This is a genomic window from Lentzea alba (assembly GCF_011067745.1).
GTDB lineage: Bacteria > Actinomycetota > Actinomycetes > Mycobacteriales > Pseudonocardiaceae > Lentzea > Lentzea alba.
Genome location: NZ_JAAMPJ010000012.1, coordinates 24,446 through 49,015, shown reverse-complemented (window position 1 = coordinate 49,015; position 24,570 = coordinate 24,446). Strand labels below are relative to the sequence as shown.

19 protein-coding genes are annotated in these 24,570 nt (G+C 70.5%); 12 read left to right on the top strand and 7 right to left on the bottom strand.

The window, feature by feature from the left end; all coding sequences use genetic code 11:
• Positions 1-101 precede the first annotated feature (101 nt).
• The gene (locus tag G7043_RS35165) at positions 102-3,524 is read left to right on the top strand and encodes a S8 family serine peptidase (RefSeq protein WP_166052982.1); all 3,423 of its coding nucleotides are present in this window, start codon (positions 102-104) and stop codon (positions 3,522-3,524) included.
• Between the two features lie 236 nt (positions 3,525-3,760).
• Here the strand turns inward: G7043_RS35165 and G7043_RS35160 are convergent, their stop codons facing one another.
• Positions 3,761-4,507 (bottom strand): MBL fold metallo-hydrolase, encoded by a 747-nt coding sequence (locus G7043_RS35160; protein WP_166052981.1) that lies wholly within the window; start codon positions 4,505-4,507, stop codon positions 3,761-3,763.
• A 20-nt stretch (positions 4,508-4,527) separates the two neighbouring features.
• Here G7043_RS35160 and G7043_RS35155 point away from each other — a divergent pair, with 20 nt between their 5' ends.
• Complete coding sequence (locus G7043_RS35155; RefSeq protein ID WP_166052980.1) at positions 4,528-5,370, top strand: lipoyl protein ligase domain-containing protein; 843 nt, start codon at positions 4,528-4,530, stop codon at positions 5,368-5,370.
• 60 nt (positions 5,371-5,430) lie between these two features.
• On the opposite strand, the gene G7043_RS35150 is transcribed toward G7043_RS35155, so the two are convergent.
• The 4 genes from G7043_RS35150 to G7043_RS35135 all read right to left on the bottom strand — a co-directional run bounded on the left by G7043_RS35150 (position 5,431) and on the right by G7043_RS35135 (position 10,946).
• Positions 5,431-6,096 carry a lytic polysaccharide monooxygenase auxiliary activity family 9 protein gene (locus G7043_RS35150; protein WP_166052979.1) on the bottom strand — a complete coding sequence of 222 codons (666 nt, stop codon included), beginning with the start codon at positions 6,094-6,096 and terminating at the stop codon, positions 5,431-5,433.
• A gap of 120 nt (positions 6,097-6,216) precedes the next feature.
• Positions 6,217-7,473 (bottom strand): 3-deoxy-7-phosphoheptulonate synthase, encoded by a 1,257-nt coding sequence (locus G7043_RS35145; protein ID WP_166052978.1) that lies wholly within the window; start codon positions 7,471-7,473, stop codon positions 6,217-6,219.
• Positions 7,470-8,846, bottom strand: a complete 1,377-nt coding sequence (locus G7043_RS35140; protein WP_390828832.1) for a lyase family protein — start codon at positions 8,844-8,846, stop codon at positions 7,470-7,472. The genes G7043_RS35145 and G7043_RS35140 overlap by 4 nt, the downstream gene beginning before the upstream one ends.
• 222 nt (positions 8,847-9,068) lie before the next feature.
• Positions 9,069-10,946 (bottom strand): FAD/NAD(P)-binding protein, encoded by a 1,878-nt coding sequence (locus tag G7043_RS35135; RefSeq protein WP_166052977.1) that lies wholly within the window; start codon positions 10,944-10,946, stop codon positions 9,069-9,071.
• Positions 10,947-11,163: 217 nt separating this feature from the next.
• Between G7043_RS35135 and G7043_RS35130 the strand changes: the two genes are divergently transcribed.
• The 6 genes from G7043_RS35130 to G7043_RS35105 are packed head-to-tail and all read left to right on the top strand — an operon-like array spanning position 11,164 to position 19,221.
• Positions 11,164-11,961, top strand: coding sequence for a hypothetical protein (locus G7043_RS35130; protein WP_166052976.1), 798 nt, complete (start codon positions 11,164-11,166; stop codon positions 11,959-11,961).
• 52 nt (positions 11,962-12,013) lie between these two features.
• Positions 12,014-14,209, top strand: coding sequence for an aminodeoxychorismate synthase component I (gene pabB, locus G7043_RS35125; RefSeq protein WP_166052975.1), 2,196 nt, complete (start codon positions 12,014-12,016; stop codon positions 14,207-14,209).
• A complete protein-coding gene (locus tag G7043_RS35120; RefSeq protein ID WP_166052974.1) occupies positions 14,209-15,678 on the top strand; it encodes an AMP-binding protein in 1,470 nt (489 codons plus the stop codon). The genes pabB and G7043_RS35120 overlap by 1 nt, the downstream gene beginning before the upstream one ends.
• 18 nt (positions 15,679-15,696) lie before the next feature.
• Entirely contained in the window at positions 15,697-17,274 is a 1,578-nt protein-coding gene (locus G7043_RS35115; RefSeq protein WP_207312170.1) for a class I adenylate-forming enzyme family protein, read from the top strand.
• Positions 17,267-18,463: an FAD-dependent monooxygenase gene (locus G7043_RS35110; RefSeq protein WP_166052973.1), complete on the top strand. Its 1,197-nt coding sequence runs from the start codon at positions 17,267-17,269 to the stop codon at positions 18,461-18,463. The genes G7043_RS35115 and G7043_RS35110 overlap by 8 nt, the downstream gene beginning before the upstream one ends.
• Positions 18,463-19,221, top strand: coding sequence for an aminotransferase class IV (locus tag G7043_RS35105; RefSeq protein ID WP_166052972.1), 759 nt, complete (start codon positions 18,463-18,465; stop codon positions 19,219-19,221). Before G7043_RS35110 ends, G7043_RS35105 begins: the two co-directional genes overlap by 1 nt.
• On the opposite strand, the gene G7043_RS35100 is transcribed toward G7043_RS35105, so the two are convergent.
• Together G7043_RS35100 and G7043_RS35095 are read right to left on the bottom strand one after the other, a co-directional pair.
• A complete protein-coding gene (locus G7043_RS35100) occupies positions 19,201-19,683 on the bottom strand; it encodes a carboxymuconolactone decarboxylase family protein (protein ID WP_166052971.1) in 483 nt (160 codons plus the stop codon). The genes G7043_RS35105 and G7043_RS35100 overlap by 21 nt on opposite strands.
• Positions 19,684-19,757: 74 nt before the next feature.
• Complete coding sequence (locus G7043_RS35095) at positions 19,758-20,150, bottom strand: hypothetical protein (RefSeq protein ID WP_207312169.1); 393 nt, start codon at positions 20,148-20,150, stop codon at positions 19,758-19,760.
• 198 nt (positions 20,151-20,348) lie between these two features.
• Here G7043_RS35095 and G7043_RS35090 point away from each other — a divergent pair, with 198 nt between their 5' ends.
• The 4 genes from G7043_RS35090 to G7043_RS35075 all read left to right on the top strand — a co-directional run bounded on the left by G7043_RS35090 (position 20,349) and on the right by G7043_RS35075 (position 24,547).
• Positions 20,349-21,371: a LacI family DNA-binding transcriptional regulator gene (locus tag G7043_RS35090; protein ID WP_166052970.1), complete on the top strand. Its 1,023-nt coding sequence runs from the start codon at positions 20,349-20,351 to the stop codon at positions 21,369-21,371.
• 79 nt (positions 21,372-21,450) lie between these two features.
• The gene (locus G7043_RS35085) at positions 21,451-22,815 is read left to right on the top strand and encodes an ABC transporter substrate-binding protein (protein ID WP_166052969.1); all 1,365 of its coding nucleotides are present in this window, start codon (positions 21,451-21,453) and stop codon (positions 22,813-22,815) included.
• The gene (locus tag G7043_RS35080; RefSeq protein ID WP_166052968.1) at positions 22,812-23,702 is read left to right on the top strand and encodes a carbohydrate ABC transporter permease; all 891 of its coding nucleotides are present in this window, start codon (positions 22,812-22,814) and stop codon (positions 23,700-23,702) included. Before G7043_RS35085 ends, G7043_RS35080 begins: the two co-directional genes overlap by 4 nt.
• Entirely contained in the window at positions 23,699-24,547 is an 849-nt protein-coding gene (locus G7043_RS35075) for a carbohydrate ABC transporter permease (protein WP_207312168.1), read from the top strand. The genes G7043_RS35080 and G7043_RS35075 overlap by 4 nt, the downstream gene beginning before the upstream one ends.
• Positions 24,548-24,570: the final 23 nt, after the last annotated feature.

Here is a 24,570-nt window from a genome sequence, read left to right as displayed (position 1 = left end):
GGGAGAAGTTCGAATCCTGATCTTGTGCAACCTGGGGAGCACTTTCTCAGTTTGGTGGAAGTGAGCGGCTGACGCCGTCTCATCCACTGTGGGGAGGACACGTGCGCATAGCACGCTGTTTCACGATCACCGTGCTCACCGCGGGGCTGCTCAGCCCGGCGGTGACCGCGGAAGCGGAGCCGGCGACCGCCGGACCTGGGGCTGTACCGGCCGACGTCATCACGCTGATCAGCGGTGACGAGGTCGTGGTGAACGAGAAGGGCGAGCTGGTCAGGGTCGAGGGCCGGCCGGGCATGTCGTTCGCCCAGTACGTCCAGAACGGCCACCAGTACGTGGTGCCCGCCGACGCGGTCAGCGCGGTCACGCAGAACCGCATCGACAAGCGGTTCTTCGACATCACCGCGTTGTACTCGTACGGCTACACCGACCAGAAGACTGACCGGATTCCGTTGCTGAACAACGGTTTCCGCGCTGCCGGCGTCGTGCAGAAGAAGGAAGCGGCCCAGCAGTGGGCCCAGCGCCGGGCGAACACGCTGAGCGCGGAGAAGCTGTGGCTCGACGGCAAGGCCCACGTGACGCTGGACCAGAGCGTCCCGATGGTGGGCGCACCGGCCGCGTGGGAGGCGGGGTTCGACGGCGCCGGCGTCACGGTCGCGGTGCTCGACACCGGCTACGACCAGCAGCATCCCGAGCTCAAGGACGTCGTGACGGTCGCGAAGGACTTCACGGGAATGGGCGTCCAGGACAACGCCGGCCACGGCACCCACGTCGCGTCCATCATCGCCGGGCGCGGCGAGAAGTTCCGGGGTGTGGCCAAGAGCGCGAAGCTCGCGGTCGGCCGGGTGTGCGAGATCCGCGGTTGCACCGAGAGCGCGATCGTCGCGGGCATGGAGTGGGCCACCCGCGAGGTCGGGGCCAAGGTCGTCAACATGAGCCTCGGCGGTTACGAGAGCGACGGCCAGGACCCGCTGTCGCTCAAGGTCAACCAGCTCACCGCCGAGACGGGCGCGCTGTTCGTGATCTCGGCGGGCAACTTCGGCGGCTGGCAGAAGGTCAGCAGCCCGGCGGCGGCCGACGCGGCGCTCGCGGTGGCGAACCTGACCAAGTCCGGCGAGGTCCACGAGTCGTCGTCGCGCGGCCCGCGCGTCGGTGACCTGGCGATGAAGCCGGACATCGCGGCACCGGGCGAGGAGATCGTGGCGGCACGGGCGGCGGGCACGCTCCCGGACGCCGCCGTCGACGACCTGCACGCGCGGCTGTCCGGCACCTCCATGGCCGCCCCGCACGTGGCGGGTGCGGCGGCGATCGTGCTGCAACGCGACCCGTCCCTCACCGCGGCCGAGCTGAAGACGCGGCTGATGACGACGGTGAAGACGCTCGGGTTCTCGCCCGACGACGGCGGCACGGGGTTGCTGAACGTGGGCCGCGCCGTGACGCAGCAGGTGCGGGCGGACGCGGGCAGCCTGTCGTTCGGACTCGTGACCTGGCCGCACACCGCGCCGATCACGAAGAAGGTCACCTACACCAACGCCGGTGACCAGCCGATTTCCCTTGCCCTGCAGCACGATCTGGGCGCCCGGTTCACCGTCGCACCGTCGGTCGTCGTGCCCGCGCACGGATCGGCCTCCGTCGACGTCGTGCTCGATCCGGCCAAGGGCATCGGCGCGTTCTCCGGACGCCTGCGGGCCACCGCCACCGGTGTCGAGCTGACCACCTCCGTCGGCGGGACCGTGGAGGAGGAGCGCCACGGACTGTCGTTGCGGGTCACCGGCCGCGACGGCAAGCCCGTCGGCAACGGCTGGATGGTGCTGATCGACCTGGCCACGAAGAACGCGTCCGTGCTCGAACTCGGCAAGGACGGCACGCTCGACGCGCGCATGCCGGTCGGCGACTACACCGTGCTGGCGCGGTTCGCGGAGGGCGAGGACAGCCGCACTTGGTACTCGCCGGCGTCGGTGACCGACGTGTCGGGCCGCTTCTCGACGGCGTCGGACGTCTCGGTGCACCTCGACCTGCAGCAGGCGAAGCCGATCGCGTTCGCCCTGGACGACGACCGGGTGGCGCCGCTGTACCGGCTGACCACCATGAAGGTGCCGGTGAACCCGTCCTTCCCCGACTCCATCTGGTCGCGGATCGACGGGCGGGTGCCGGTGTACGGCATGTCGTTCGGCGAACCGCTGCCGGACCTCACCTACGACACGGTGCTCGTCGCCGCCCAGCCGAAGATCGCGGTCGTCGGCGGGTTCCCGGTGAGCTACGACGGCGACAGCCCCTACCTGCCGCAGGGCGACCACACCTACGACGTCGTGGAACGCGGCGGTGACGTGCGCGGGAAGATGGTGCTGGTACGTCCGCAGGACGAGTTCGCGTTCACCGTGGCCAGGGAGCTGAAGCAGGCGGGTGCCGTCGCGGTGCTGTGGGCGGGTCCGCCCGACGTCGCGTGGGGCGACCGGATGGAGCTGCCGGTCATCACGGTGGGCAAGCACGCCGCACCGCAAACGCCTGCGCGGCTGACGTTCCGCTCCGTCACGACTTCCCCGGTCTCGTACACCCTGCACCAGGCCGAGAAGGGCGCACTGCCGGCCGGAAAGACCTACCCCGTCAAGCGTTCCGCGCTCGCCGAGGTCAAGGCGCGCTATCACACGTCCGGTGAGGACAGCACCGTGACGACGCGGAACTACCCGGTCGTCGGCGGCGTGGTGAACTCCGACCTGTTCATCGAGGAACCGCTCGGCTCACCCGCCACTCGGGTCGAGTACTTCTCGCCGGGCGCTTGGTACAACGAGGGTTCCGTCGGTCGTTTCGGCGATGGAGACGACGTGCGGGCGGACTCGTGGTCGAACCTGCGCGTCGAGAAGTTCGCGCCGGGCCGCAAGTACGACCGCTCGATCCTGCGCGGGATCGCCGCCCCGAGGCTCGGCAAGGCGGAGGCGCCGTGGCCGCACGGCGGCGGTGTGTCCCGCCTGTACCCTCACCTGGAGGCGAACGTCTCGCCGTTCGGCACCTCCAAGGCGGTGGAAGGCCGGGTGCGCAACAGCAGCCTCACCATGGAGCTCAAGCGCGACGGCGTCTCGCTGGGCACGGATTTCCTGTACAACAGCCGGTTCTACGCACCCGACCGGGACGGCCGCTTCACGCTGGACCTGCACGCGACGCGCAACTTCGTGGCGCTGTCGCCCGAGGTGCGCACGACGTGGGAGTTCTCGTCACCGGCCGACGGCAAGCTGCCGCTGTTGGAGGTCGACTACGCGCTGCCGCTCGACCTGCGCAACAGCTGGAAGGCGGGCGCTCCGATGCCCGCGAAGTTCACCGCGGCACGACAAGCGGGTGCGGACCGGGCGGTGGTGCGTGAACTGCGCGCCTACGCGTCCTTCGACGACGGTGCGACCTGGACGCCGGTCACCGGCGTGGTTCCTCCCGGGGGCAAGGCAGGTGGGTTCGTGTCGTTGCGGGTGACCGCCCGCGACAGCGACGGAAACACCGTCGACCAAACGGTTCTGCGCGCGTATCGCCTCAAGGCGTAACCGCGCTCCCCACACGTTCGACGAAGAAAGGAGTCGGACGGGAGCTTCCGCGATTACAAGAACGGTGACGGCGCCGCGTGCGCCGTGCCGCTCGTCAAAGCCGCGGCGGCGAGCGTGACCGTGGTGATCGACAGCGCGTTCCTGAACTTGTTCACAGAGCGCCCTGTACTCCGGTTCCTCGCACTGCGGCTGGCAGAACGGGAGGGCCCGCACACGTGCTGTGCGGGCCCCTCCGCTCAGCACGGCCCGAGCGCGACGACGAGTCCTTCCTCCGCTGCCAGCACTTCGCCGTCGAACTCCGCACGAGCGGCGGCCAGCGAGACCTCCCGGTCGTTGCCCGGCCAGAAGTGGGTGAGCATCAGCCTGCGGGCTCCTGCTCGCTTCGCCCAGTGGCCGGCCTCCGCGGAGGTCATCAGGTTGCGTGCGGATCGCAGGGTCTCGCCCTCGCGGTCGGTGGCCTCGACGATGAACAGGTCCGCGTCACGCCCGAGTTCGGCCAGTGCGGCGTCCGGACCGGTGTCCCCGGTGTAGGCCAGGGCGATCTCCCCCGCCTGCAAGCGGATGCCCGCGTTGTCCACGAAGTGCGGGAGCGGCAGACCCGTCAGCTCGAATGGCCCGACCCGGTAGGAGCCGGGCAGGGGATGCACGTCGAAGACCGCTTCCAGGTCGACGTCGGGCTCCAGACCGCTGAGCCGGGCGAGCACGCCCGGCGGACAGTACAACGGGATCCTCGGCTCAGCTTTGCCGCCGTAGAGCCTCATCCGGAACAAGCCGTGCAGGTCCACGCAGTGATCGGGGTGTTCGTGCGTGATGGCGACCGCGTCGACGGCGCCGTCCGGCCAGTGCGCGAGCAGGCGCGGCAGCGTGGCGTAGCCGAGATCGAGCACCAGCCGGTAGCCGTCCCAGTCGATCGCGAAGCCGCTGCAAGCGCGGCCCGGCTCCGGATAGGCGCCGCAACTGCCGAGCACGGTGACCTGTCGCATGGGTGCGAGCATGCCAGGGCATGCTTCTGCCCGTCGTGGTCGAGAATCACGGCGTGCCAACTGCGAACAACCTCGACCAACCCCGGCTGCTGGTCTCCGGAAGCACCGGGAGTGCGGTCACCGAGCTGGTGATCCCGGCACTGTTGCTGCGCGCCCCCGCCGCGGAGTGGTCGCAGCTCGTCCACATCTACGTGCCGCACGGCCCCACGGTCGCCTTCAGCGGCCGAGACCTCCGCTCACCCGGCATCGCCGCGGCAACGAGGGTGGCCCGCGCGGCGGGGTTCGAGCCGGTGGTCCGGTCGCCGGGCGGGCGCATGGTCGCCTACGACAGCGGCGCCGTGGTGATCGACCACCTCGACCGCACCACCGGCATCCGGCACGCGGGCAGCGCGACCTTCGCCGCGAACGCCGAGAGCCACGTCCGGGTGCTGCGCGGACTCGGTGACGTCGACGCCCGCGTCGGTGAGGTGGACGGCGAGTACTGCCCCGGCGAGTACAGCATCAACGTCGGTGGCACCACGAAGGTCGTGGGCTCGGCACAACGCGTCACCGCGACCGGTTCCCTGTTCAGCACCGTCGTGCAGATCGTCGTCTCGGACCGCGTGCGCGCCGTGATCACGGACGTGTCCGCCGCGCTCGGCTACGACCTGCGCGAAAGCTCCATCGCGGGCTTGGCCGACTACGTGCCGGGACTGACCGCCGAGGCGGTCGCCGCCGCGTTCGAGACGGACTACCGCGACCGGCTCGGCCTGACCGGCGGCCAGGTGCCGGCCGAGGTGGTCGCGCACGCGTCGACCGTCGTGCCGCAGGGCGACGCGCCCTTCCACGTCGACGACTGGACGCGGGCGAACCCCGTGCCATGAACGGCGCTTTCGTGGACCTGAGGTCCACGAAAGCGCCGTTCATGGCGAGAACCTGCGGCGTTAGCCGAAGTTCACGTCACTGCACCACATGTAGGCCTGGTCGAGATGGGAGGCCTGCCAGATCGTGAAGATCACGTGGTGGCCGCGGTAGGCGCCGGACGTCTGGACGTTGAACTTGATGTCCTTGGCCGGGGCGAACCTGCCGGTCTGCATGATGTAGTCGAGGTTGCCCCAGCCGAGACTCTGGGTGGTGGGGTCGTACCCGTTCTTGCTGATGTAGACCCGGATGTAGTCGGCGCCGTGGCTCGCCTGGTCGTACAGGTGCATCTGGAAGTTGGCGCCGATGCTGGTGGTCTTCCACCGGCCCGGTGTGTTCAGGGAGTTGTTGCGCGACAGGGCGTTGCTGCAGAGCTGCCCGTTGGGCGTGGCCCCCTGGAAGTTCCCGCCGAGACCGTCCCGCAGTGCGCTCATCCAGTTCCACATGGTGTCGGCGTTGGCCTGGAAGGCCTGCCAGCACATGGGGTCCTGTTCCCGCATGGCGGGGTTGGTGTGCTGGCTCCCCCACGTCTTCCAGCACTGGTAGGCGCGGGTGGCGGGACTGACGATCGTGCCGTGCGCCGAGGCCGTCGGCGTCCAGACGAACGTCGAGGCCAGCATGCCGATGATCAGGGCGACGACGGCACGTCGTCTGGCGGCGGACCAGGAGGTGGTGCTGCGCACACGCATGAATTGAGCCTCCATTCTCCGATGACCGAACAGCAGCGGCGGAATGGGAGCGCTCCCAGAACATTTATCTTACTCGTCACTCTTCGAAACAGCAATGATACATTGAGTGATGATGGGGTTTCATGATCGCAGGGGCAGGCCGCTGCGCAGCACTCCCTCGACCGTCAGCAGGGCCTGCTCGTTGTTGAGCCGCGGATCGCACAACGAGGTGTACCGGCGCGGGAGCACGGTCTCGTCGGGCACGCCAGAGCCGCCGAGGCACTCCGTCACGTCCTCCCCCGCGAGTTCGAGGTGCAGGCCTCCCGGCCACTCGCCCAGTTCGTGCAGGGTCTCGTGGAACGCCTCCGCTTCGCCGGTGATGTCGTCCAGGTGCCGGGTCTTGACGCCGGTGCCGGTGGTCCTCGTGTTGCCGTGCATGGGATCGCACATCCAGACGACCGGGTGACCCGCGTCCCGCACCGCGCGCACCAACGGGGGCAGCAGGGTCCGGACCCGGTGCGCGCCGAGCCGGCAGATCAGCGTGAGCCGGCCCGGCCGGCGTTCCGGGTCGAGTTTCGCGCACAGTGCGACGACCTCGTCGAGAACGGCGTCCGGGCCGATCTTGCACCCGACCGGGTTGGCGATGCCGGACAGGAACTCGACGTGCGCGCCGTCGGCGGCACGGGTGCGTTCGCCGATCCAGGGGAAGTGGGTGGACGCGAGGTACCAGCCGCCGGTGTTCGGGTCGACCCGGACGAGCGCCTCCTCGTAGTCCAGCAGCAACGCCTCGTGGCTCACCCACATGCCGTTGTGCCGCCAGCTCAGGCCGTCGCGGCTGGTGCGGCCGTGGTGGTCACCGGTACGCCGCCGGGCCAGGTCGTCCATCACCGCACGGGCCGAGTGGTAGGCGGTGACCATCCGCCGGGCGTCCGGAACCCGTTGGGACGCCACGGGAAGCGGGCTGTTCACCGCGAGCCCGCGGAAGGTCGGCATCACCTCGCCGTCGATCACCTCGGTCGGTTCGGAGCGCGGTTTGGCGAACTGGCCGGCCAGTCGTCCGATCGTGAGCACCGGTACGTCCATCGCGTGGCTGATCCGCTCCGCCAGCACGCCCAGGATCTTGTCCTTGGCCAGTGCGCCACGGCGTGCGGCGACCCCGAACGGTTCGGCGCAGTCACCGCCCTGCAGGACGTACGCCCGGCCCGCGGCGGCCTCAGCGAGCGCCTGCCGGACCTCGCGGACGTCCTCGGGGCTGGTCAGCGGCGGTTCACTGGCCAGCCGCAACCGCGCGCGGGTGAGCTCGCACGAGTCAGGCCAGTCCGGCTGGTGGGTGACGACCAGGTCGCGCCAGGTCGACGGATTCCACTCCCAGGCGGCGGAGCTCCGTGCGGCCGTCATTCGACGTCCAACGCGCGCTGCACGAGGTGGTCGGCCGCACCCAGATAGTCCGCGGGGTCGCACAAGGTTTTCAGCGTGCCGGCGTCGAGCACCGCCGCCACGACCGCGTCCTGGGCCAGCGCGTCGGCGAGGGCCCCGCCCCGGCCGGCGGCGGCCGCGACCGCCTGCATCGCCTTCGTCTTTCCCAGCTGTGGCGTCAACCGCGCGGACAGCCGTTCGGCCACGATCGCCCCGCGAGTGATCTCCAGGTTGGCCCGCATCCGGTCGGCGTGCACCCGCAGACCGGTGATCAGTTCGACCGCCGTGTGCGCCGCGCCGCCCGCCAGCCGCAGGCACTCCCTCAACGGCTGCCACTCCGCGTGCCAGGCGCCGCCGGCTCGTTCGTCCTCGGCGAGCATGCAGTGCGCGAGGGTGGCCGCGAGCCCGGGCACCTGCAGCGCCGCGGCTCGGATCATCGTGGCAAGACTGGGGTTCTGCTTCTGCGGCATCGCGGAGGAGACCCCTTTGCCGGCCGCCCCGGACTCGCTGAGCTCGGCGACCTCGGTGCGGCACAACGACTGCACGTCAACGGCGATCTTGCCGAGCGCCCCGGTGAGCAACGCGCACCACGCGGCGGTGTCGACGATCGGCGTGCGCAGCACGTGCCACGGCACCACGGGCTCGGCCAGCCCCATCTCGTCGGCGTAGGCGGTGATGAGGTTCGCGGCGTAGTCCGCGGGCAACCGGCCGAAGTGCAGCCGGGCGTGCTCCAGGTAGGCCGCCATCGTCCCGGCCGCACCACCGATCTGCACGGGCAGCCCGCGCCGCACGAGGTGTGCCGCTCGGGAGTCCGCCTCTCGCAACAGGTGCAGCCACCCCGCCGCCTTCAGTCCGAACGTCGTGGGCACCGCGTGCTGCGTCAGCGTCCGCCCCGCCATGACGGTGCGCCGGTGCCGGTCCGCCAGCTCCTCCAGTGCGCCGATCACCGTGGCGAGGTCCTGCCGGACGCGGACCACCACCTGCGCGATGACCAGGCAACAGGCCGTGTCGAGTACGTCCTGGCTGGTGGAGCCGCGATGGACGTACTCGGCCGCAGCCGCGTCGACCGCGGCAACACCCGCCGTCAGCTCCCCGACCACCGCGACCACCGGATTCGCCGCGCCACGCGACCGCGCGGCGATCCCGGCAACGTCGAAACACCCGTCGCGGGCGACCTGGCTGATCACCTCGGCGGCGAACGCGGGCACGGTGCCGACCCTGGCCTGGGCGCGGGCGAGTCCGGCCTCGGCCGCGCACATCGCCCGCAGCCACGCCTCGTCGGAGGTCATCGCCTCCACCTCGGTCGCCGCCCGCACCGGCGACAGCAATCCCGTGTCGCTCAAGGTGTGCGTCACATCGCCCTCCCGACGCCCACGCGCCCGCGCCCGCGCCGCGGCACGCAACACGCGCCGAGCGCCGTCCGCACCGGCGGCGGCAATCCCTTGTCACGCAACGTCTGGATCACATCGCCCTCCCCGCGTCCCCACGAACACGCCGAGGCACGCAACACGCACCGAGCACGGCCGGAGCGACCGCATCCGCGTCACCGATCAATCCCTTGCCGCTCAACGCATGCGTCACATCGCCCTCCCTGCGCCCTCGCGCCCACGCCGAGGCACACAACGCGACCCCAGCGCCGCCCGCGCGATCGCATCCGCGTCACCGACCGTCGCCGAAGCCGAACAAGGCCGGATCCCCACCGCGGTCGCCCAGTGCACCGACTCGGTCGGCACCCCCAGCGCGTACAGCCCTGGGTTCGGCGCGCCGTCGGCGGCGATCACCCTGGCCGGCCGGGGAGTCACGTCCAGCCCGCCCGTCTCCAGCACCCCGCCCTCACCGTCCGGAACCCGGTGCGGCCGGCACCGTCCGGCGGCGAGCAGGCGCCGCAGCAGTGAGTCGTCGGTGGTGCGGACATCGGGCGTGGGCATGCGCGCGTCGATCACCACCCGCACGGGCAGCGGCTGCGGCATCAGGTCGGCAACCGCGAAGAACGAATCCTCGACGGCTTCGACGCGCGTGCCGGGGCCGAGGACGTCCAGCACGCCGGCGGAGATCAGCGCCGCCATCTCCTCGATCCGCCGGGCGGGAGGCCCGATGGACAGGAACGCGTTGAGCGGGCTGAACCAGTGCTCCAGGTCGTCGCGATGGGAACGGCCCCGCAGTCCGCCGTGGTCGACCACCGCGCGGATCTCGTTGCGCAGGTCGCGCAGCACGTCCAGCGCCGCCTTGACCGGGCCGCGCACGTTGCCCTCGGCGGCTCTGGCCACGTCCTCGCGCAGGTGCGTCAGCAGCCACGGGCGGAACTCCTCGATCGAGGTGAACCCGAGCCGGTCCACCGGGTTCTCCACGCGCGTCCAGTCCCAGCGCGCACCCTCCGCGACGCCGTACTCGTCCAGCAGCGCCGCTTCCTCAGGACCCGGAGCGCACGACCGGTACCGAGAAGAGAACTCGGCCACCCGAGCGGGGCCCAGCGAGGCCAGCTCGGTCGCGTAGTAGACCGTCTCGACCTCCTTCGCGATCAACGGCCACAGGTGGGCGCGGAAGTCGACCGGCGCGGATCGCAGCGCCGCCACGACGTCCTCGGTCAGCACTGCTGCCTGGTGACGCCCGTGCGCGCCCTTCTGGTTCTCGCCCCTCGCGTGCAACGGCACACCGCGGCGCGACCCCGCGTACAGCCGCGGCTCGGAGCCGGAAGGGTGGTAGACGAGAACGCCGTCGCTGCGCTCGAACCGCCCACCCCGGCCGGTGGTCAGCACGGCCAGGTGATCGAAGAAGTTGAGTCCCAGGCCCAGCAACAGCGTCGGCTCGTCCGGTTCGACCGAGGTCAGGTCGGCGTCGGCGGGGTTGCCCGGTGCCACGTACCGCAGACCGCGGGCCGCGGCGAACTCGGTGAGCTCACGCTCGCGGACGCCCAGCCGTGACGGCAGGTGCCCCTGGGCCAGGACTACCGCGCCCAACCTGTCGAGCACCTGTCCGTCGGCCAGCCGGACCGCGTGCCCGGTCTCGTTCTCGGTCACGTCCACCGCGAGCTGGCGGTGGTGGACGATGCGCACCCCGACGGGAGCGGTGCGGGCTATCTCCTTCAGCGCCCACACGAGGTAGTGCCCGTAGAACGCACGCGTGGCGTAGGAGTCGGGCCCCAGGCGCCTGGCTTCGCTCCGGATCGTGTCGTTCCCGTCGTCGAGGCTCGCGGTGGACGCGACCGATCGCGACCATTCGTACAACGACGGGCCACGACGGACCGGACCTTCCATCCGCACGCTGTCATCAGGGAAAACCGTGACCTGAGAACACACCGTGTTCATCAGGAATCCGCTCGACTGCCGGGTGTTCCACACATTTCCAGAACCGTGTTCCGCAGGGTCCACCACGTGCACCACCAACTCATCACCAAGAACAGCAGGCAACCAATTGGCGCACATTCTTTCCAACACGGAGAGGCCTCGCGGACCCATGCCGACGATAGCCGAACTATATTCTTCCAAAATGGATTTACCCACTTCCAGGCATGCGGGCCGCCAACAGAACGCCTGAGAGTGTGTAGCGGACGTGAAGTTAGCGCTCACAAGTTCGGTTGAACCCTCACCTACAGACGGCCGTATGAATCCATGTACGCGCTTTCCAGCCACGTCGAACGGAGCAGTCGACGCACCGAAGGAGGCATTCGGTCCGATGTCCGACGAAAACGAGGGCGTCGTCATCAGCACGCACCGGGTGATGCCGGGCAGGATGGCGAGTTTCTCGACGTCGGTAAAGGGATTGCTCAGCGCGGCATCCAGATCACAAGGCTATCTCGACGGCAGAATGGAGAAAGCATCGGGCGATTCGGCGACCTGGCTGGTCATCTGCTGGTTCGACAGCCCCGAGAGCGCCGCCGAGTGGGACAGTTCGCGGTCTCACGCGACGTGGCGCGAGTACGTCGGGCGCTTCTCCTCCCGAGTCGAACCGCCCCGGCCAGCCCAGACAGGACAGGCAGGACAGACACCGCAGGCACCACCGGCCGCCGGACCACCGAAACCTCCACCGAAGTGGAAGACGGCGCTGGTGACGTTGATCGGCGTGTTCCCCGCGGTGCTGCTGGTCAACGTCACCGTCATCCCGCGCGTCACCGGTCTCCCGCTGCTGGCGCGCACGCTGATCCTGTGCGTCTGCGTGACAGGGCTGATGACCTGGGTGCTCATGCCGCAGGTGATGAAGGTGCTCGGTCCGTGGCTGCGCCGGGGCACCGTCCCCGTGGCGGCGCCCGCCGGTGACCCGTTGCCCACCGGCGGGACCTTGCAGACCATCCGGACCAGCCTGCCCGCCGTCGCCGACGCGCCGACCTCGAACTCACCCGGCCTCCGGCCCCCGGCCGTGCCGCAAGACACCGAAGCCCGCCAGGGCTCACGACCCCCCAGAGCGTCACGGTCACGGCACGCAGCCCCGGCGACCTTCCCCAGCGCGCCGCAGTCGCGCTCACGTCGCCGCTGAACAGCCGCCGCAGCACCAGTCGCCGCCGCCCCCGAGCACCGGAGCGTATTCAGTGCGGACTCTCCTGATCGACAACCACGACTCGTACACCTACAACCTGTTCCACCTCGTCGCGAGCGTGAACGGGGAAGACCCCCTCGTGCTGAGCAACGACGACCCGGAGCTCGCCAGGTTGTCGTTCGGCGACGTGGACAACGTGGTGATCTCCCCCGGTCCCGGACGACCGGGCAGAAGCCGGGACCTCGCCGGCTCCACCAGGTTCCTGGACCAGGACGTGCTGCCGGTGCTCGGCGTGTGCCTCGGTCACCAGGGACTCGGGTTCCAGGCGGGAGCGCGGATCGCGTTGGCACCGCAGGCCCGCCACGGCCACCCGACCACCGTGACGCACGACGGTCGCGACCTGTTCGACGGCATCCCCCAGGGCTTCACGGCGGTGCGCTACCACTCGTTGTACGTACCCGAACCGCTGCCGCCCGGCCTGGAGGCCACCGCCTGGGCGGAGGACGGCGTGCTGATGGGGCTGCGGCACCGGACCCGGCCGCACTGGGGAGTGCAGTTCCACCCCGAGTCGATCCTCACCGAGTGGGGCACCCGGCTGCTGGCCAACTTCCGCACGCTCTCCGAGGCGGCGCGGCCGTCCATCACCGTGCGCGGCACCACGAACACGGTGGTGGACAACGAAAGCGCGCCTGCACAGGACACCGGTCACCGCTTGCACACCGCCGTGTTCCACGGGGTCGTCGACCCCGAGCAGGTGTTCGCGGAACTGCACTCGGCGTCGGAACGCGCGTTCTGGCTGGACGGCGCCGGAGCGGGCGAACGCGGAGCGCGGTTCTCCTACCTGGGCGACGACACCGGTCCGCTCGCCGAGTACTGCAGCTACGACGTGCGGGCGGGCGTGGTCACCGTGGAACGCGCGGGCCGACCGGCGACCAGGCTGCGCGAGGACATCTTCACCTACCTGCGGCGCGGCCTGGCCGATCGCGCGCACGCCCAGCCAGACCTCCCGTTCGACTTCACCTGCGGCTGGGTCGGGTACTTCGGCTACGAGCTCAAGGCGGCGCTCGGCGGCCAGGCCGCCCACCGCAGCAGCACCCCGGACGCGGCCTGGTTGTTCGCCGACCGCGTCATCGTGATCGACCATCACGAACACACGGCGCATCTGCTCTGCCTGGCCGAGGACACGCGTTCGGGCCACGACGAGGCCGCCGGCTGGCTCGACGCCACGCTCGCCTTCCTCTCCTCGCTGTCGTCCCACGAGGCACCGCCCCTGCGGTCGTGGCCGCAGGAAGAGGACGCCGTGGAGATCACCGAGCGCTGGCTGTTGCGCGAGGCCGCCGACTACCGCGCCGATGTCGTTGCCTGCCAGGAACAACTGCGTGCCGGCGAGAGCTACGAGATCTGCCTGACCACGGCGGTCGAACTGCCCGCGACGTGCGCCTCCGCCGACTACTACCGGGTGCTGCGCCGGGTCAACCCGGCGCCGTACTCCGCCTACCTGCGCTTCGGCGAGGTCGACGTGGCCAGCTCCTCACCGGAGCGGTTCCTCCGGGTCGGCGCCGACGGTGTCGTGCAGGCCGAGCCGATCAAGGGCACGGCCGCCCGCGGCGCTACGCCGGAAGCCGACACCGCGCTGCGCGACGCGCTGGCCGAGGACCCGAAGACGCGCGCCGAGAACCTGATGATCGTCGACCTGCTGCGCAACGACATGGGCCGCGTGTGCCAGGTGGGCACCGTGCACGTGCCGGAGCTGATGGGGACCCGCACGTACCGGACCGTGCACCAGCTCGTGTCGACGGTGCGGGGCGACCTGCGGCCGGGCCTCGACGCGCTGGACGTCGTCCGGGCCTGCTTCCCCGGCGGGTCGATGACCGGCGCTCCCAAGGAACGCACGATGGAGATCATCGACGAGCTGGAGCCGAGCGCCCGCGGCGTGTACTCCGGCGCGCTGGGTTTCTTGAGCTGCAACGGATCCGCCGACCTGAGCATCGTCATCCGCACGGCCGTCTTCGCCGCGGGACGGGTGCGGATCGGCGCGGGCGGCGCGGTCGTGCTGGACTCCGACCCCGACGGCGAGTACCAGGAGATGCTGCTCAAGCTGGCCGCGCCGATGCGGGCGTACTGGAGCTCCGGCGCGCACCGGCCCGCCGCCGTGCTGTCCGCCGAGCCACGCGTCCATCGACAGGGCAGGCACGCGCGCCGTCGCCGTCGCACGGCTGTGGTGGGCGCAGAGGTGGAGGCCGGCTGATGAGCAGAGTCGACAACGCCGCCTTCGCACTGGCGGCGCACGCCGATCGGTCGAGCTGGTCGTCCCGGCCCGCCTACCTGGTGGGCGACGAGACGTGGTCGCACGGCCAGATCCACGACCTCGCGGCCAGAGCCGCGGGCGTGCTGTACGACCGCAGTGTCCGCAAGGGCGACCACGTGCTGCTGGCCGCGCCGGACGGGGTCGCGTGGGTCGTCGCCTTCCTGGCGATCACCCGGCTGGGCGCGGTCGCCGTGCTGGTGAACCCCGAGCTCACCGAGGCCGACCACCGGCTGCTGCTCGCGGACTGCGGCGCCCGCGCCTGCGTGACGGACGCGGCCCTGGAGGACCGCTTCTCCGGCCGCGGGTGGATCGACGTCGACCACCTGCTCGACCTGGCCTGGACGACCGCCGCCGGGCCGGTCGCGGACGTCACCGCGACGAGCCCGCTCTACGTGCAGTACACCTCCGGCACCACCGGCAAGCCGAAAGGTGTCGTGCACGCGCACAAGGACCTCGCCCTGTACGGCACGACGGTGGGACGTGACGTCCTGCGCATCGGCATCGGTGACGTCGCGCTGTCGGTGTCGAAGATGTTCTGGGCGTACGGCTTCGGCAACGCACTGGTGTTCCCGCTGCACTCGGGTTCGTCCGCGGTGCTCACCCCGCACCGGCCCGGCGCGGACGAGTTCGTCGAGCTGATCGCCCGGCACCGGGTGAACCTCCTGTACTCCGTGCCTTCCTCGTACGCGGCGCTGGCGTCCACCAGAACACACAGTGCGCTGTCTTCGCTCAGAGCCGCGGTGTCGGCGGGCGAGCCCATGCCGGAGGCGCTCGACGCCCGGCTGCGCGACGGGCTGGGGATCGAGGTGTTCGAGCAGATCGGCTCCACCGAGGCCGGGCACGCGTTCTGCGCCAACGGGATCGGCGACAACGTCCCCGGCACGCTGGGCCGTCCCGTCCCCGGCTGGGAGGTGCAGGTGCGGGACGCGCAGGGCTTTCCGACCCGCGGCGACGGCGAGCTGTGGGTGCGCGGCCCGACGCTGTTCTCCCACTACCTCAACCAGCCGGAGCTCACCAGCAGCACGCTGGTCGACGGCTGGCTGACGACGCACGACCGGGTGCGCCTCAACTCCAACGGCACGCTGAGCCACCTCGGTCGCACCGACGACATGGAGATGGTCGGCGGGATCTCCTTGTCGCCGTTGGAGATCGAGAAAGTGCTGGCGGCACATCCGCTGGTGCGCGAGGCCGCCGTCGCCGCCGTGCTCGACCACCACGAGGCCTCGCGGCTGCGGGCGTTCGTGGTGCCGGCCCGCCACACCCCTGGGCTCGAGGACGAGCTGATCACCTGGACCAGGTCCCGGCTGCCCGCGTTCAAGGTCCCCCGCACCGTGCGGCTCGTGCCACAGCTGCCGAGGACCGCCACCGGCAAGTTGCGCCGCCACGTCGTGCGCACCGGATCCTGGTAACCGACTGAGGAGTTTCCCTTGCAGCAAACCCTTTTCTCCGGCAGCGGTTTCTACATCGGACAGATGTTCCGCGCGGCGGCGTCCCGGCACGGCGCCGTCCCGGTCGTCCTGGACCGGCCGCTGGACGTGGCTCCCGACACCGGGCTGCAGCACACCTACCGCTCGCTCGCCGACCTCGTCGACCGGCTGGCGGACCAGCTGCACGCCGCCGGGGTGAGGCCCGCGAGCCACGTCGTCATCCACAAGCGCGACAACGTGGACATCGCGTTGCTCGGCTGTGCGGTGTCCCGCCTCGGCGCGATCCCGGTGCTGTTGTCGTCCGGCCTGGACGCCGGCGTGGTCGGGATCCTGCTCGGCCGGCTCGACCGGCCGATGCTCGTCACCGACGACGCGACGCTGTCCCGGCTGATGACGCACACCGACATCTCCAGGCTCACCAGCAAGCGGGTCGTCGTCACCGGAGCGTTCCCCGGTGCGGCCACGCTCGGCAACCTGGAGGTCACCGGCCGCGCCACGCCGGTCCGGCTGCATCCGGACGAGCCCGCGATGATCACGCACAGCTCGGGCACGACCGATGTGCCGAAGCTCGCCGTGCACTGCGCCCGTGCGCTGTGGAACAGGTTGGTGCCGCAGAAGATCATGGCGTTGCCCGTGCGCGGGGAGACGGCCGCCTTCTGCATGTCCTTCGTCCACTCGCGCTTCTACCACGCGCTCGGCACGTTCCTGTCCGGCGGCAGTCGCCTGCTCCTGCTGGTGGACCACGACCCCGCCTCGGTCGGCCCGCTGCTGGCCCGGTGGCAGCCGGGCGTCGTGGAGACGCACCCCAACACGTTTGTGCTGTGGGAGGACCTGGCGGACGCCCCCGGCGCACCGCTGCGCAACGTCCGCTGCTTCAGCAGCACCTTCGACGCCATCCACCCGCGCACCGTGCAACGGCTGCTCGGCGCGTCGCAACGGCGCGGCAAGTACCTCATGCAGCTCTACGGCCAGAGCGAGACCGGCCCGGTGTCCGTGCGCATGTTCACCGAACGAGGTGCGGCGCGCGGCAACGGACGACTGGTCGGCATCGGCATCCCCGGTTTCACCAAGGTGCGGATCACCAACGACTCCGGCGCCCCGGTGCCGCGCGGGACGGTCGGCCACATCGAGGCGCAGACCCGCGGCCGGATCGTCACCTACCAGGGCGCCCAGGACAGGTTCGCCGCCCAGCTCAACGGAGGCTGGTGGCGCATGGGCGACATGGGCACCCGTAGCTGGTGGGGCGGCCTGAACCTGATCGACCGCGAGATCGACCAGATCGACGAGGTGGACAGCAACCTGCGGATCGAGGACGTGCTGATGTCCCGGCTCGACGAACTGCGCGAGGTGGTCGTGATCCCCGGCGCGGACGGCGTCGCGGTGCCGGTGGTGTGCACCCGCAGCGGCGCGCCGCTGGCACCGGACCGCTGGCAACGGGCGACGGCCGACCTCCCCGCCCTGGGCACGCCCCGGCAGTGGGCTTTCGACGACCTGCCCAGGACGTCGACGTGGAAGATCAAGCGCGTGGCGCTCGCCCAGTTGATCGCCTCCGGGGACAGCGTGGTGGCCCGTGGCTGACGAGGCACCGGTGATCGTCGTGGGCGCGGGTCCGGTCGGGCTCTTCGCCGCCCTGGCCCTGCGCGCCCACCGGTTGCCCGTCGTCCTTCTGGAGGCAGACCCCGCGTCCCGGCACCGCACCGGCAGCCGCGCGCTTTACGTGCACGGAAAGTCGTTGGCACTGCTGGAATCCACGAGTGAAGGGCTGGGCGCGGAGCTCGCGTCCCGGGGCGTGCTGTGGAACGTCCGCCGCACCCTGTACCGCGGGCGGGAGGTCTATGCGCGGGAGTTCCCGCCGCACGACCGCTCCCGCGGCCTGCCCCCGTTCACCAGCCTCCGGCAGAGCGAGACCGAACGCGTCCTGCTCGACGCCTGTGCCAAGGCGGGCGTGGACGTGCGGTGGAGCCACCCGGTCAGCGAGGTCGTCGCGCACTCCGATGGCGTCACCGTCGCGACCGACGATGGCCAGACTTGGTCGGGCAGTCATGTGGTGGGAGCCGACGGCGCCAGGTCGACCGTGCGCAAGTGCACGGGGACCACGCTGGACGGCTCGGCCGCGGAGGGTTTCCACGTGGTCGTCGACGTCGCCGACGAGCCGGGCACCCCGCCGAGTCTGGAACGGGTGATGCACTACGAGCATCCCGCCGCGGAGGGCCGTGGCGTGCTCGTGGTGCCCTATGCGAAGGGTTTCCAGGTCGACGTGCAGAGCCGTGCCGGGGATTCACCGGAAGTCATCGCCTCGCCCCAGGAAGTGCTGCGGTGGCTGCCCGCGTTGATCGGACCGACTCCGGTCGAGCGCGTCACCGCGATCTCGGTCTACCGGTTCCTGCAGTTGATCGCCGATGACTTCACCGACCCGCACCGCCGGGTGCTGCTCGTGGGCGAGGCAGCCCACCTGTTCCCCCCGTTCGGCGCCCGCGGCATGAACAGCGGCTTCGTCGACGCACACGCGGCAGCGGACGCCATCGCGGCCGGCCGTCGGTCCCCCGCGGCGAACTCCGACGCCGTCACCGGGTTCGCCACCGCGAGGCGAGCGGCGGCCGAGGTCAACAGCGCCGCCGCGGGCGCGGCTCTGCGGCACCTGCGGCCACCCAGCACGGCGGCCCGGTTGCGGCGCCGGGCCGCGGCGTCCCTGGCGCCCGTGGTGCCTCGGTTCGGAGAGTGGCTGGAACATGCCCCGTACGGGCCACGAGCGGCGATGGGGCACTGATGACGACCGCGGACACTCCCCTGCTGGTGGCCGATTCCTGGCTGGTGCTGGACGGCTCGGTGCGCTCGCTGGACCGGCACGTCACCAGGTTCAGCCGGTCCTGCCTGGAACTCGGCGTCGTCACGCCGGGAGAGCTGAACCGCTTCTGGCGCCGGACGATCGCCGCCCTGCCGCGCACGGGCGCCTGGTTCCCGCGGGTCGAGCTCGTGGGCCACCGGCCGTCGTTGCGACTGCGGATCCGCCCGGCACCCGCGCGCGGCGAACACGTGCGGGTGTGGGTGCCCGACGGGCCCGATCACCGGCGGCAGCCCGCCTGCAAGGGTCCCGATCTGCTGGCGCTGGGCGAAATGCGGGCCGAAGCGGCGAGCCACGGCGCCCAGGAAGCACTCCTGCGGACCGCCGACGGCGTCGTGGTCGAAGCGGCCAGCTCGTCGGTGCTGTGGTGGGAGGACGACGTGCTGTGCGCGCCGCCCGAGGAGATCCCGGCGCTGCCGGGAACGACCGCCGGGCTCGTGCTCGACCTGGCCGCCGCGCGGGGAATCCGGACCGCCCGGCGGGCCCGGCGCATCGACGAGCTGGACGGCCGGGAGGTGTGGCTGCTCAACGCCCTGCACGGCGTCCGCCTGGTGACCGGGTTGATCGGCTCCGGCGTGACTCCGGGCGGCGGCAGGCACTTCACGCAGTGGCGGGAGCGGGTCGAACGGCTGCGCCTGCCGCTCGACCCGCCCTCTGTCGCGTCACCCGGCCGGGGCCGGTGACGGCGGAACCATGCGGGTGCTGATCGCGATGCGGTTGTAGGCGTTGATGACGGTGCTGACCCAGATGAGCGCGGCGGTCCCGGCCTCACCGAACTCGGTGACGGCGGCCCGGTACACCGCGTCCGGCACCTGTCCGTCGTGCACGAGGGTGATCGCCTCGGTCAGCGCGAGAGCGGCCTTCTCCCGTGCGTCGAACAGGGCGGAGCCCTGCCAGGTGCTCAACGCGTCGAGACGCTCCGCCGACTCGCCGCCGGCCCTGGCGTCCCGGGCGTGCAGGTCGAGGCAGAACTCGCACCCGTTGATCTGCGAGGCACGCAGGCGCAGCAGCTCCAGCAGCGGGGCGGGCAGTCCGGCCCGTGCCGCGGCGTCCGCGGCCGCGAGGTGCAGCGACCGCATCGCGGTGGACACGTCCGGGGTGACCGACTTCAGGTTCAGCCTCGGCTCAGTGGTAATGGTCGACATACCTCAACCATAGCTGAAACTTGTAAGATTTCCGTTGGGGCACAACAAAATTATCCGCTGACTCCACTGTGGACTCAGTGTTCTTGGCGCTGCGTCACGAACGACGAGAGCATGGCGCGAGCCGGGATGGCCGGCCGGCCGAGCAGGTCTTCCAGGGCCGGGTCGGTCACCGCGAACTGACCGGCTCGCGCCGCGCGGAACTCCTCGTCGTCCACGACGACCCGCGTGATCGTGCGCCCGGTGAGCTCACTCAGAACGCCTGCCACGTCGGAGAAGTCGAGCATCTCGGCGGCGGTCAACGGCGGTGTCACCCCGTCCAGCACACCAGGACGCATCAGGGCGGCGACGTCCGCCACGACGAGGTCGGCATGCGCGGTCCACGACACGGGCCCGTCCTCCGGGAGCCGGAACTCACCGGTTCGCAGCGCGGCGGGCACGTAGTGCTCGAAAGTGCTCGCGTCGAACACCTCACCGAGCGAGGCTGTCGTGGCGCCTGCCCGCGGGCGCGGCCGCGCAGGTCGCCTACCGGCTCCGGACCGGGGCTGGCACACGTTCGTCTGAGAACTCGGCCTTGACGCCGAGCTTCCGCCGACGCAGTATGACTGCGCAGTCATACAGGTCAGGACAAGATCGGCGACGCCGCCGCGGGAGCTACCATGCGACAGATGAGTCCGGGTGGGAGCTCTGCTTTGCCGCGCAGTGTCGACGTCGCCAAGCTGGCCGGGGTCTCGCAGAAGACCGTGTCCAGGGTCTTCAACGACGAGCCGTACGTCTCCGCTGACGTGCGCCGCCGTGTGCTGGAGGCCGCCGACCAGCTCGGCTATCGGCTCAACAACGCCGCGCGCGCACTCGCTTCCGGACGTACCCGGTCCATCGGTGTGGTCGCGCTCGGCACCGCTCTGTACGGCCCGGCTTCGTTGCTCATCGGCATCGAACGGGCCGCCCGCGACACGGGCTACGCGCTCCGCGTCGTGAGCACGGTGGAAGGTGACCCGACCGGGGTGGCCGGCGCCATCAGTTCGTTGCTCGACCAGGGCGTGGACGGCATCGTGATCTCCGAGCCGATCGACGACGGCCCGGTGCCGGTCAAGATCGACGTCCCGGTGCTCGTGCTCGGCGCACCACCGTCCTTCAGCGGACCGCGAGTCATCAACACGAGCGTCCACGCGTACGACATGGCTCGGATCGCCACCGAGCACCTGCTCGATCTCGGTCATGCGACCGTGCACCACGTCGCAGGTCCGCAACGCTGGTTCGCCAGCAAGGACCGGCTGGACGGCTGGCGGGCCGCTCTGCAGGCGCGCAACGCCGCCGAACCACCGGTCTTCGAAGGCGACTGGTCACCGGACTCCGGCCACGCGGCGGGTCGTCAGCTGGCCAGGACTCCCGGTGTCACCGCGATCTTCGCGGCGAACGACGACATGGCGATCGGCGTGATCCGCGCGCTGACCGAGTCCGGCCTGCGCGTGCCGGAGGACGTCAGCGTGGTCGGTTTCGACGACGTCCCGGTCGCCGCCTACGTCACCCCTCCCCTCACCACGGTGCGCCAACCGTTCGACGCCGTGGCGAGGGAAGGGCTCGCGCTTCTCGTGCACGCCATCGAAAAACCCGCGGAAGTCGTCCCGGCGGCGGTCGGCCAACCGGTCGACCTGGTCGTCCGCGCCTCCACGGCGCCACCACCCGCGTAACCGCTCGCGCACCTCCCCCTCCCAGCACGCCGCGCCTGCTCGCGTGCCGGTCACCCCTGCCCGCCTCCAGGAGTTCACCATGCCCGGATCACCCCAGTTCACCCGTCGTTCGTTCCTCGCGGCCACCGGTGTGGCGGCCCTCGGCACCGCCCTGGGCGGCTGCGGCTCCAGCGGCACGGCGCCCGCCGCCGCGGTGGCTCCGGTGAGTCAGGCGGACATCGACAAGGCCATGGCCACGCCCACCGAACTGACGTTCTGGACGTGGGTGCCCGACATCGACCAGGAAGTCGCGCTGTTCCAGCGCAAGTACCCGGCGATCAAGGTCACCGTGGTCAACGCGGGTCGTGGCACGCCGGCGTACACCAAGCTGCGCACCGCGTTGCAGGCCGGCACCGGGGCTCCCGACGTGTCCCAGATCGAGTTCCAGTACATCCCCACGTTCACGATCACCGACAGCCTGCTCGACCTGCGGCCGTACGGCGCGGAAGCGTTGCGGGACAAGTTCATCGACTGGACGTGGGGCCAGGTCAGCGGCCAGGGCGGCGAGGTCTGGGCCATCCCGCAGGACACCGGCCCGCTGGGACTGCTGTACCGGCAGGACATCTTCGACCGGCACGGCCTCAAGCCCCCGGCGACGTGGGACGAGTTCGCGGACGCGGCGAGGAAGCTGCACGCCGCCGACCCGCAGGTCTTCCTCACCAACCTCGCGGGCAACCAGGCGGCGGCGTGGCACGGCCTGATGTGGCAGACCGGCGCCAAGCCGTACACGGTCTCGGGTGCGAGCGACATCAGCATCAAGGTGAACGACGAGGCCTCCAAGAAGCTCGCGAAGTTCTGGGGTGGTCTGGCCCAGGAAGGCGTGATCGGCACCGAGGCCGACTTCACCGACGGGTGGTACGCCGCGCTGAACAACGGCAAGTACGCCACCTGGATCACCGCCGCGTGGGGACCGGTCTTCCTCGCCGGAGCGGCGAAGTCCACCGCGGGCCTGTGGCGGGCGGCGCCCCTGCCGCAGTGGAACGCCGCCAAGCCCGCCTCCGGCAACTGGGGCGGCTCGACCACGGCCGTCGTGAAGACGACCAGGAACCCGATCGCGGCGGCGATCTTCGCGCAGTTCCTCAACAGCGACCCGGAGAGCGCGAAGCTGTTCGCCACCAAGCAGTTCTTCTTCCCCGCGACCAAGGCGCTGGTCGCCGACCCCGGCTTCGTCGGTGACACGCCGGCGTTCTTCGGCGGCCAGCAGGTCAACAAGGTGTTCGCGGACGTCGGTTCGACGGTCGACCCGACGTTCGGGTGGCCGCCGTTCCTCGACCAGGTCGTGACGGACTGGACCGAGACGGTCGGCAAGTCGCTGACGGCGAAGACCGACGCCGTGGCCGCGCTGGACCAGTGGCAGTCGCGGATCACCACGTTCGCCCAGGGGCAGGGCTTCACGGTCCGATGAGCACGTTGTCGTCCACAAAGGATCGGCGTGGCTCCGCCGGACTGCTGTTCGCCACGCCGTTCCTGGTGCTGTTCGTCGTGCTGTTCCTCGCTCCCCTGGCGTACGCGGCGTACCTCAGCCTGTTCCAGACGAAGCTGGTCGGCGGCACGAAGTTCGTGGGACTGGACAACTACGCCAGGGCGGTCGCCGATCCCCTGCTGTTGCAGGGCGTGTTGCGGGTCGCGACGTTCTTCGTCGTCCAGGTGCCGGTGATGTTGTTGCTGGCTTTGCTGTTCGCGCTCGCGCTGGACAGCGGCCTGATGCGGCTCGCACGGGTCGTGCGGCTGGGCATCTTCGTCCCGTACGCGGTGCCGAGCGTCGTCGCCACGCTGATGTGGGGCTACCTCTACGGGCCGGACTACGGGCCGTTCGCCCAGCTGAGCCGGGCGGTGGACCTGCCGGTGCCGCGGTTTCTCAGCGAGGGCTGGATGCTCGGCAGCCTCGCGAACGTCGTGACGTGGGAGTTCGTCGGCTACAACATGATCATCCTGTACGCCGCGCTGCGCACGATTCCCGGCGATCTCTACGAGGCGGCGGCGATGGACGGCGCAGGTGCGTGGAGGATCGCCTGGTCGATCAAGCTGCCCGCGTTGCGGCCCGCGCTGCTGCTGACGCTGATGTTCTCGGTGATCGGCAGCTTCCAGTTGTTCAACGAGCCGAAACTGTTGCAGGCCATCGCTCCTGACGTCATCGACAGCGCCTACACCGCGAACCTCTACGCCTACTCGCTGACGTTCATCGGACAGCAGCCCAACTACGCGGCGGCCGTGTCGTTCCTGCTGGGCCTCGTGATCGTGATCGTCTCCTACGTCGTGCTGCTGACCGCGAACCGCCGGAGGACGCCATGAGACGCAGCACGCCGCTGACGATCGTGATGCTGGCCGCACTCGCCTACTTCCTGCTGCCGCTGTTCTGGTTGGTCGTCGCGTCCACGAAGAGCACCGAGGACCTGTTCACCACGTTCGGGCTGTGGTTCTCGGACGCGCCGCAGTTCCTCACGAACGTCGGCAGCACGCTCACCTACGACGACGGCGTGTTCGTCCGGTGGCTGCGCAACACCGTGATCTACGCGGTCGTCAGCGCTTCGGGAGCGGCCCTGCTGGCCGCCGCGGCCGGGTACGGGTTCGCCAAGTTCCGGTTCCGCGGCCAAGCGATCATGTCCAGCGCGGTGCTCGGCGCGATCATGGTGCCCGCCACCGCGCTGGCCATCCCGACCTACCTGCTGTTCGCGCAGGTGGGGCTGGTCAACACGCCGTGGGCGATCATCCTGCCCTCGCTGGTCAGCCCGTTCGGTTTCTACCTCATGCGGGTCTACGCGCAGGACGCCGTGCCGGACAGCCTGCTGGAGGCCGCCCGGCTCGACGGCGCGGGCGAGGTCCGGATCTTCTTCCAGATCGGGCTGCGACTGCTGGCGCCCGGTCTGGTCACGGTCGTGTTGTTCACGCTCGTGGCGACCTGGAACAACTACTTCCTGCCGCTGATCATGCTGAACGATCCGAACCTCTACCCGGTCACGGTCGGGCTGGCGGCGTGGTCGGCGCAGGCCGCGGGAGGAGGCTCCGGCGGGAACAGCGACATCCTCGCGCTCCTGCTGACCGGGTCCACCCTCTCCGTGCTCCCGCTCATGGCGGCTTTCCTGCTGCTCCAACGGTATTGGCAGTCCGGTCTGGCGGCCGGCTCGGTCAAACAATGACAGTCGATTCGGAGGTTCTGCCC

Excerpts from the sequence above, each read along its gene's own strand:
- G7043_RS35160 (WP_166052981.1), bottom strand. The coding sequence starts at position 4,507 with ATGCGACAGGTCACCGTGCTCGGCAGTTGCGGCGCCTATCCGGAGCCG.
- G7043_RS35155 (WP_166052980.1), top strand. The coding sequence starts at position 4,528 with ATGCTTCTGCCCGTCGTGGTCGAGAATCACGGCGTGCCAACTGCGAAC.
- G7043_RS35150 (WP_166052979.1), bottom strand. The coding sequence starts at position 6,096 with ATGCGTGTGCGCAGCACCACCTCCTGGTCCGCCGCCAGACGACGTGCC.
- G7043_RS35145 (WP_166052978.1), bottom strand. The coding sequence starts at position 7,473 with ATGACGGCCGCACGGAGCTCCGCCGCCTGGGAGTGGAATCCGTCGACC.
- G7043_RS35135 (WP_166052977.1), bottom strand. The coding sequence starts at position 10,946 with ATGGGTCCGCGAGGCCTCTCCGTGTTGGAAAGAATGTGCGCCAATTGG.
- G7043_RS35130 (WP_166052976.1), top strand. The coding sequence starts at position 11,164 with ATGTCCGACGAAAACGAGGGCGTCGTCATCAGCACGCACCGGGTGATG.
- G7043_RS35120 (WP_166052974.1), top strand. The coding sequence starts at position 14,209 with ATGAGCAGAGTCGACAACGCCGCCTTCGCACTGGCGGCGCACGCCGAT.
- G7043_RS35105 (WP_166052972.1), top strand. The coding sequence starts at position 18,463 with ATGACGACCGCGGACACTCCCCTGCTGGTGGCCGATTCCTGGCTGGTG.
- G7043_RS35100 (WP_166052971.1), bottom strand. The coding sequence starts at position 19,683 with ATGTCGACCATTACCACTGAGCCGAGGCTGAACCTGAAGTCGGTCACC.
- G7043_RS35090 (WP_166052970.1), top strand. The coding sequence starts at position 20,349 with ATGAGTCCGGGTGGGAGCTCTGCTTTGCCGCGCAGTGTCGACGTCGCC.
- G7043_RS35085 (WP_166052969.1), top strand. The coding sequence starts at position 21,451 with ATGCCCGGATCACCCCAGTTCACCCGTCGTTCGTTCCTCGCGGCCACC.
- G7043_RS35080 (WP_166052968.1), top strand. The coding sequence starts at position 22,812 with ATGAGCACGTTGTCGTCCACAAAGGATCGGCGTGGCTCCGCCGGACTG.
- G7043_RS35075 (WP_207312168.1), top strand. The coding sequence starts at position 23,699 with ATGAGACGCAGCACGCCGCTGACGATCGTGATGCTGGCCGCACTCGCC.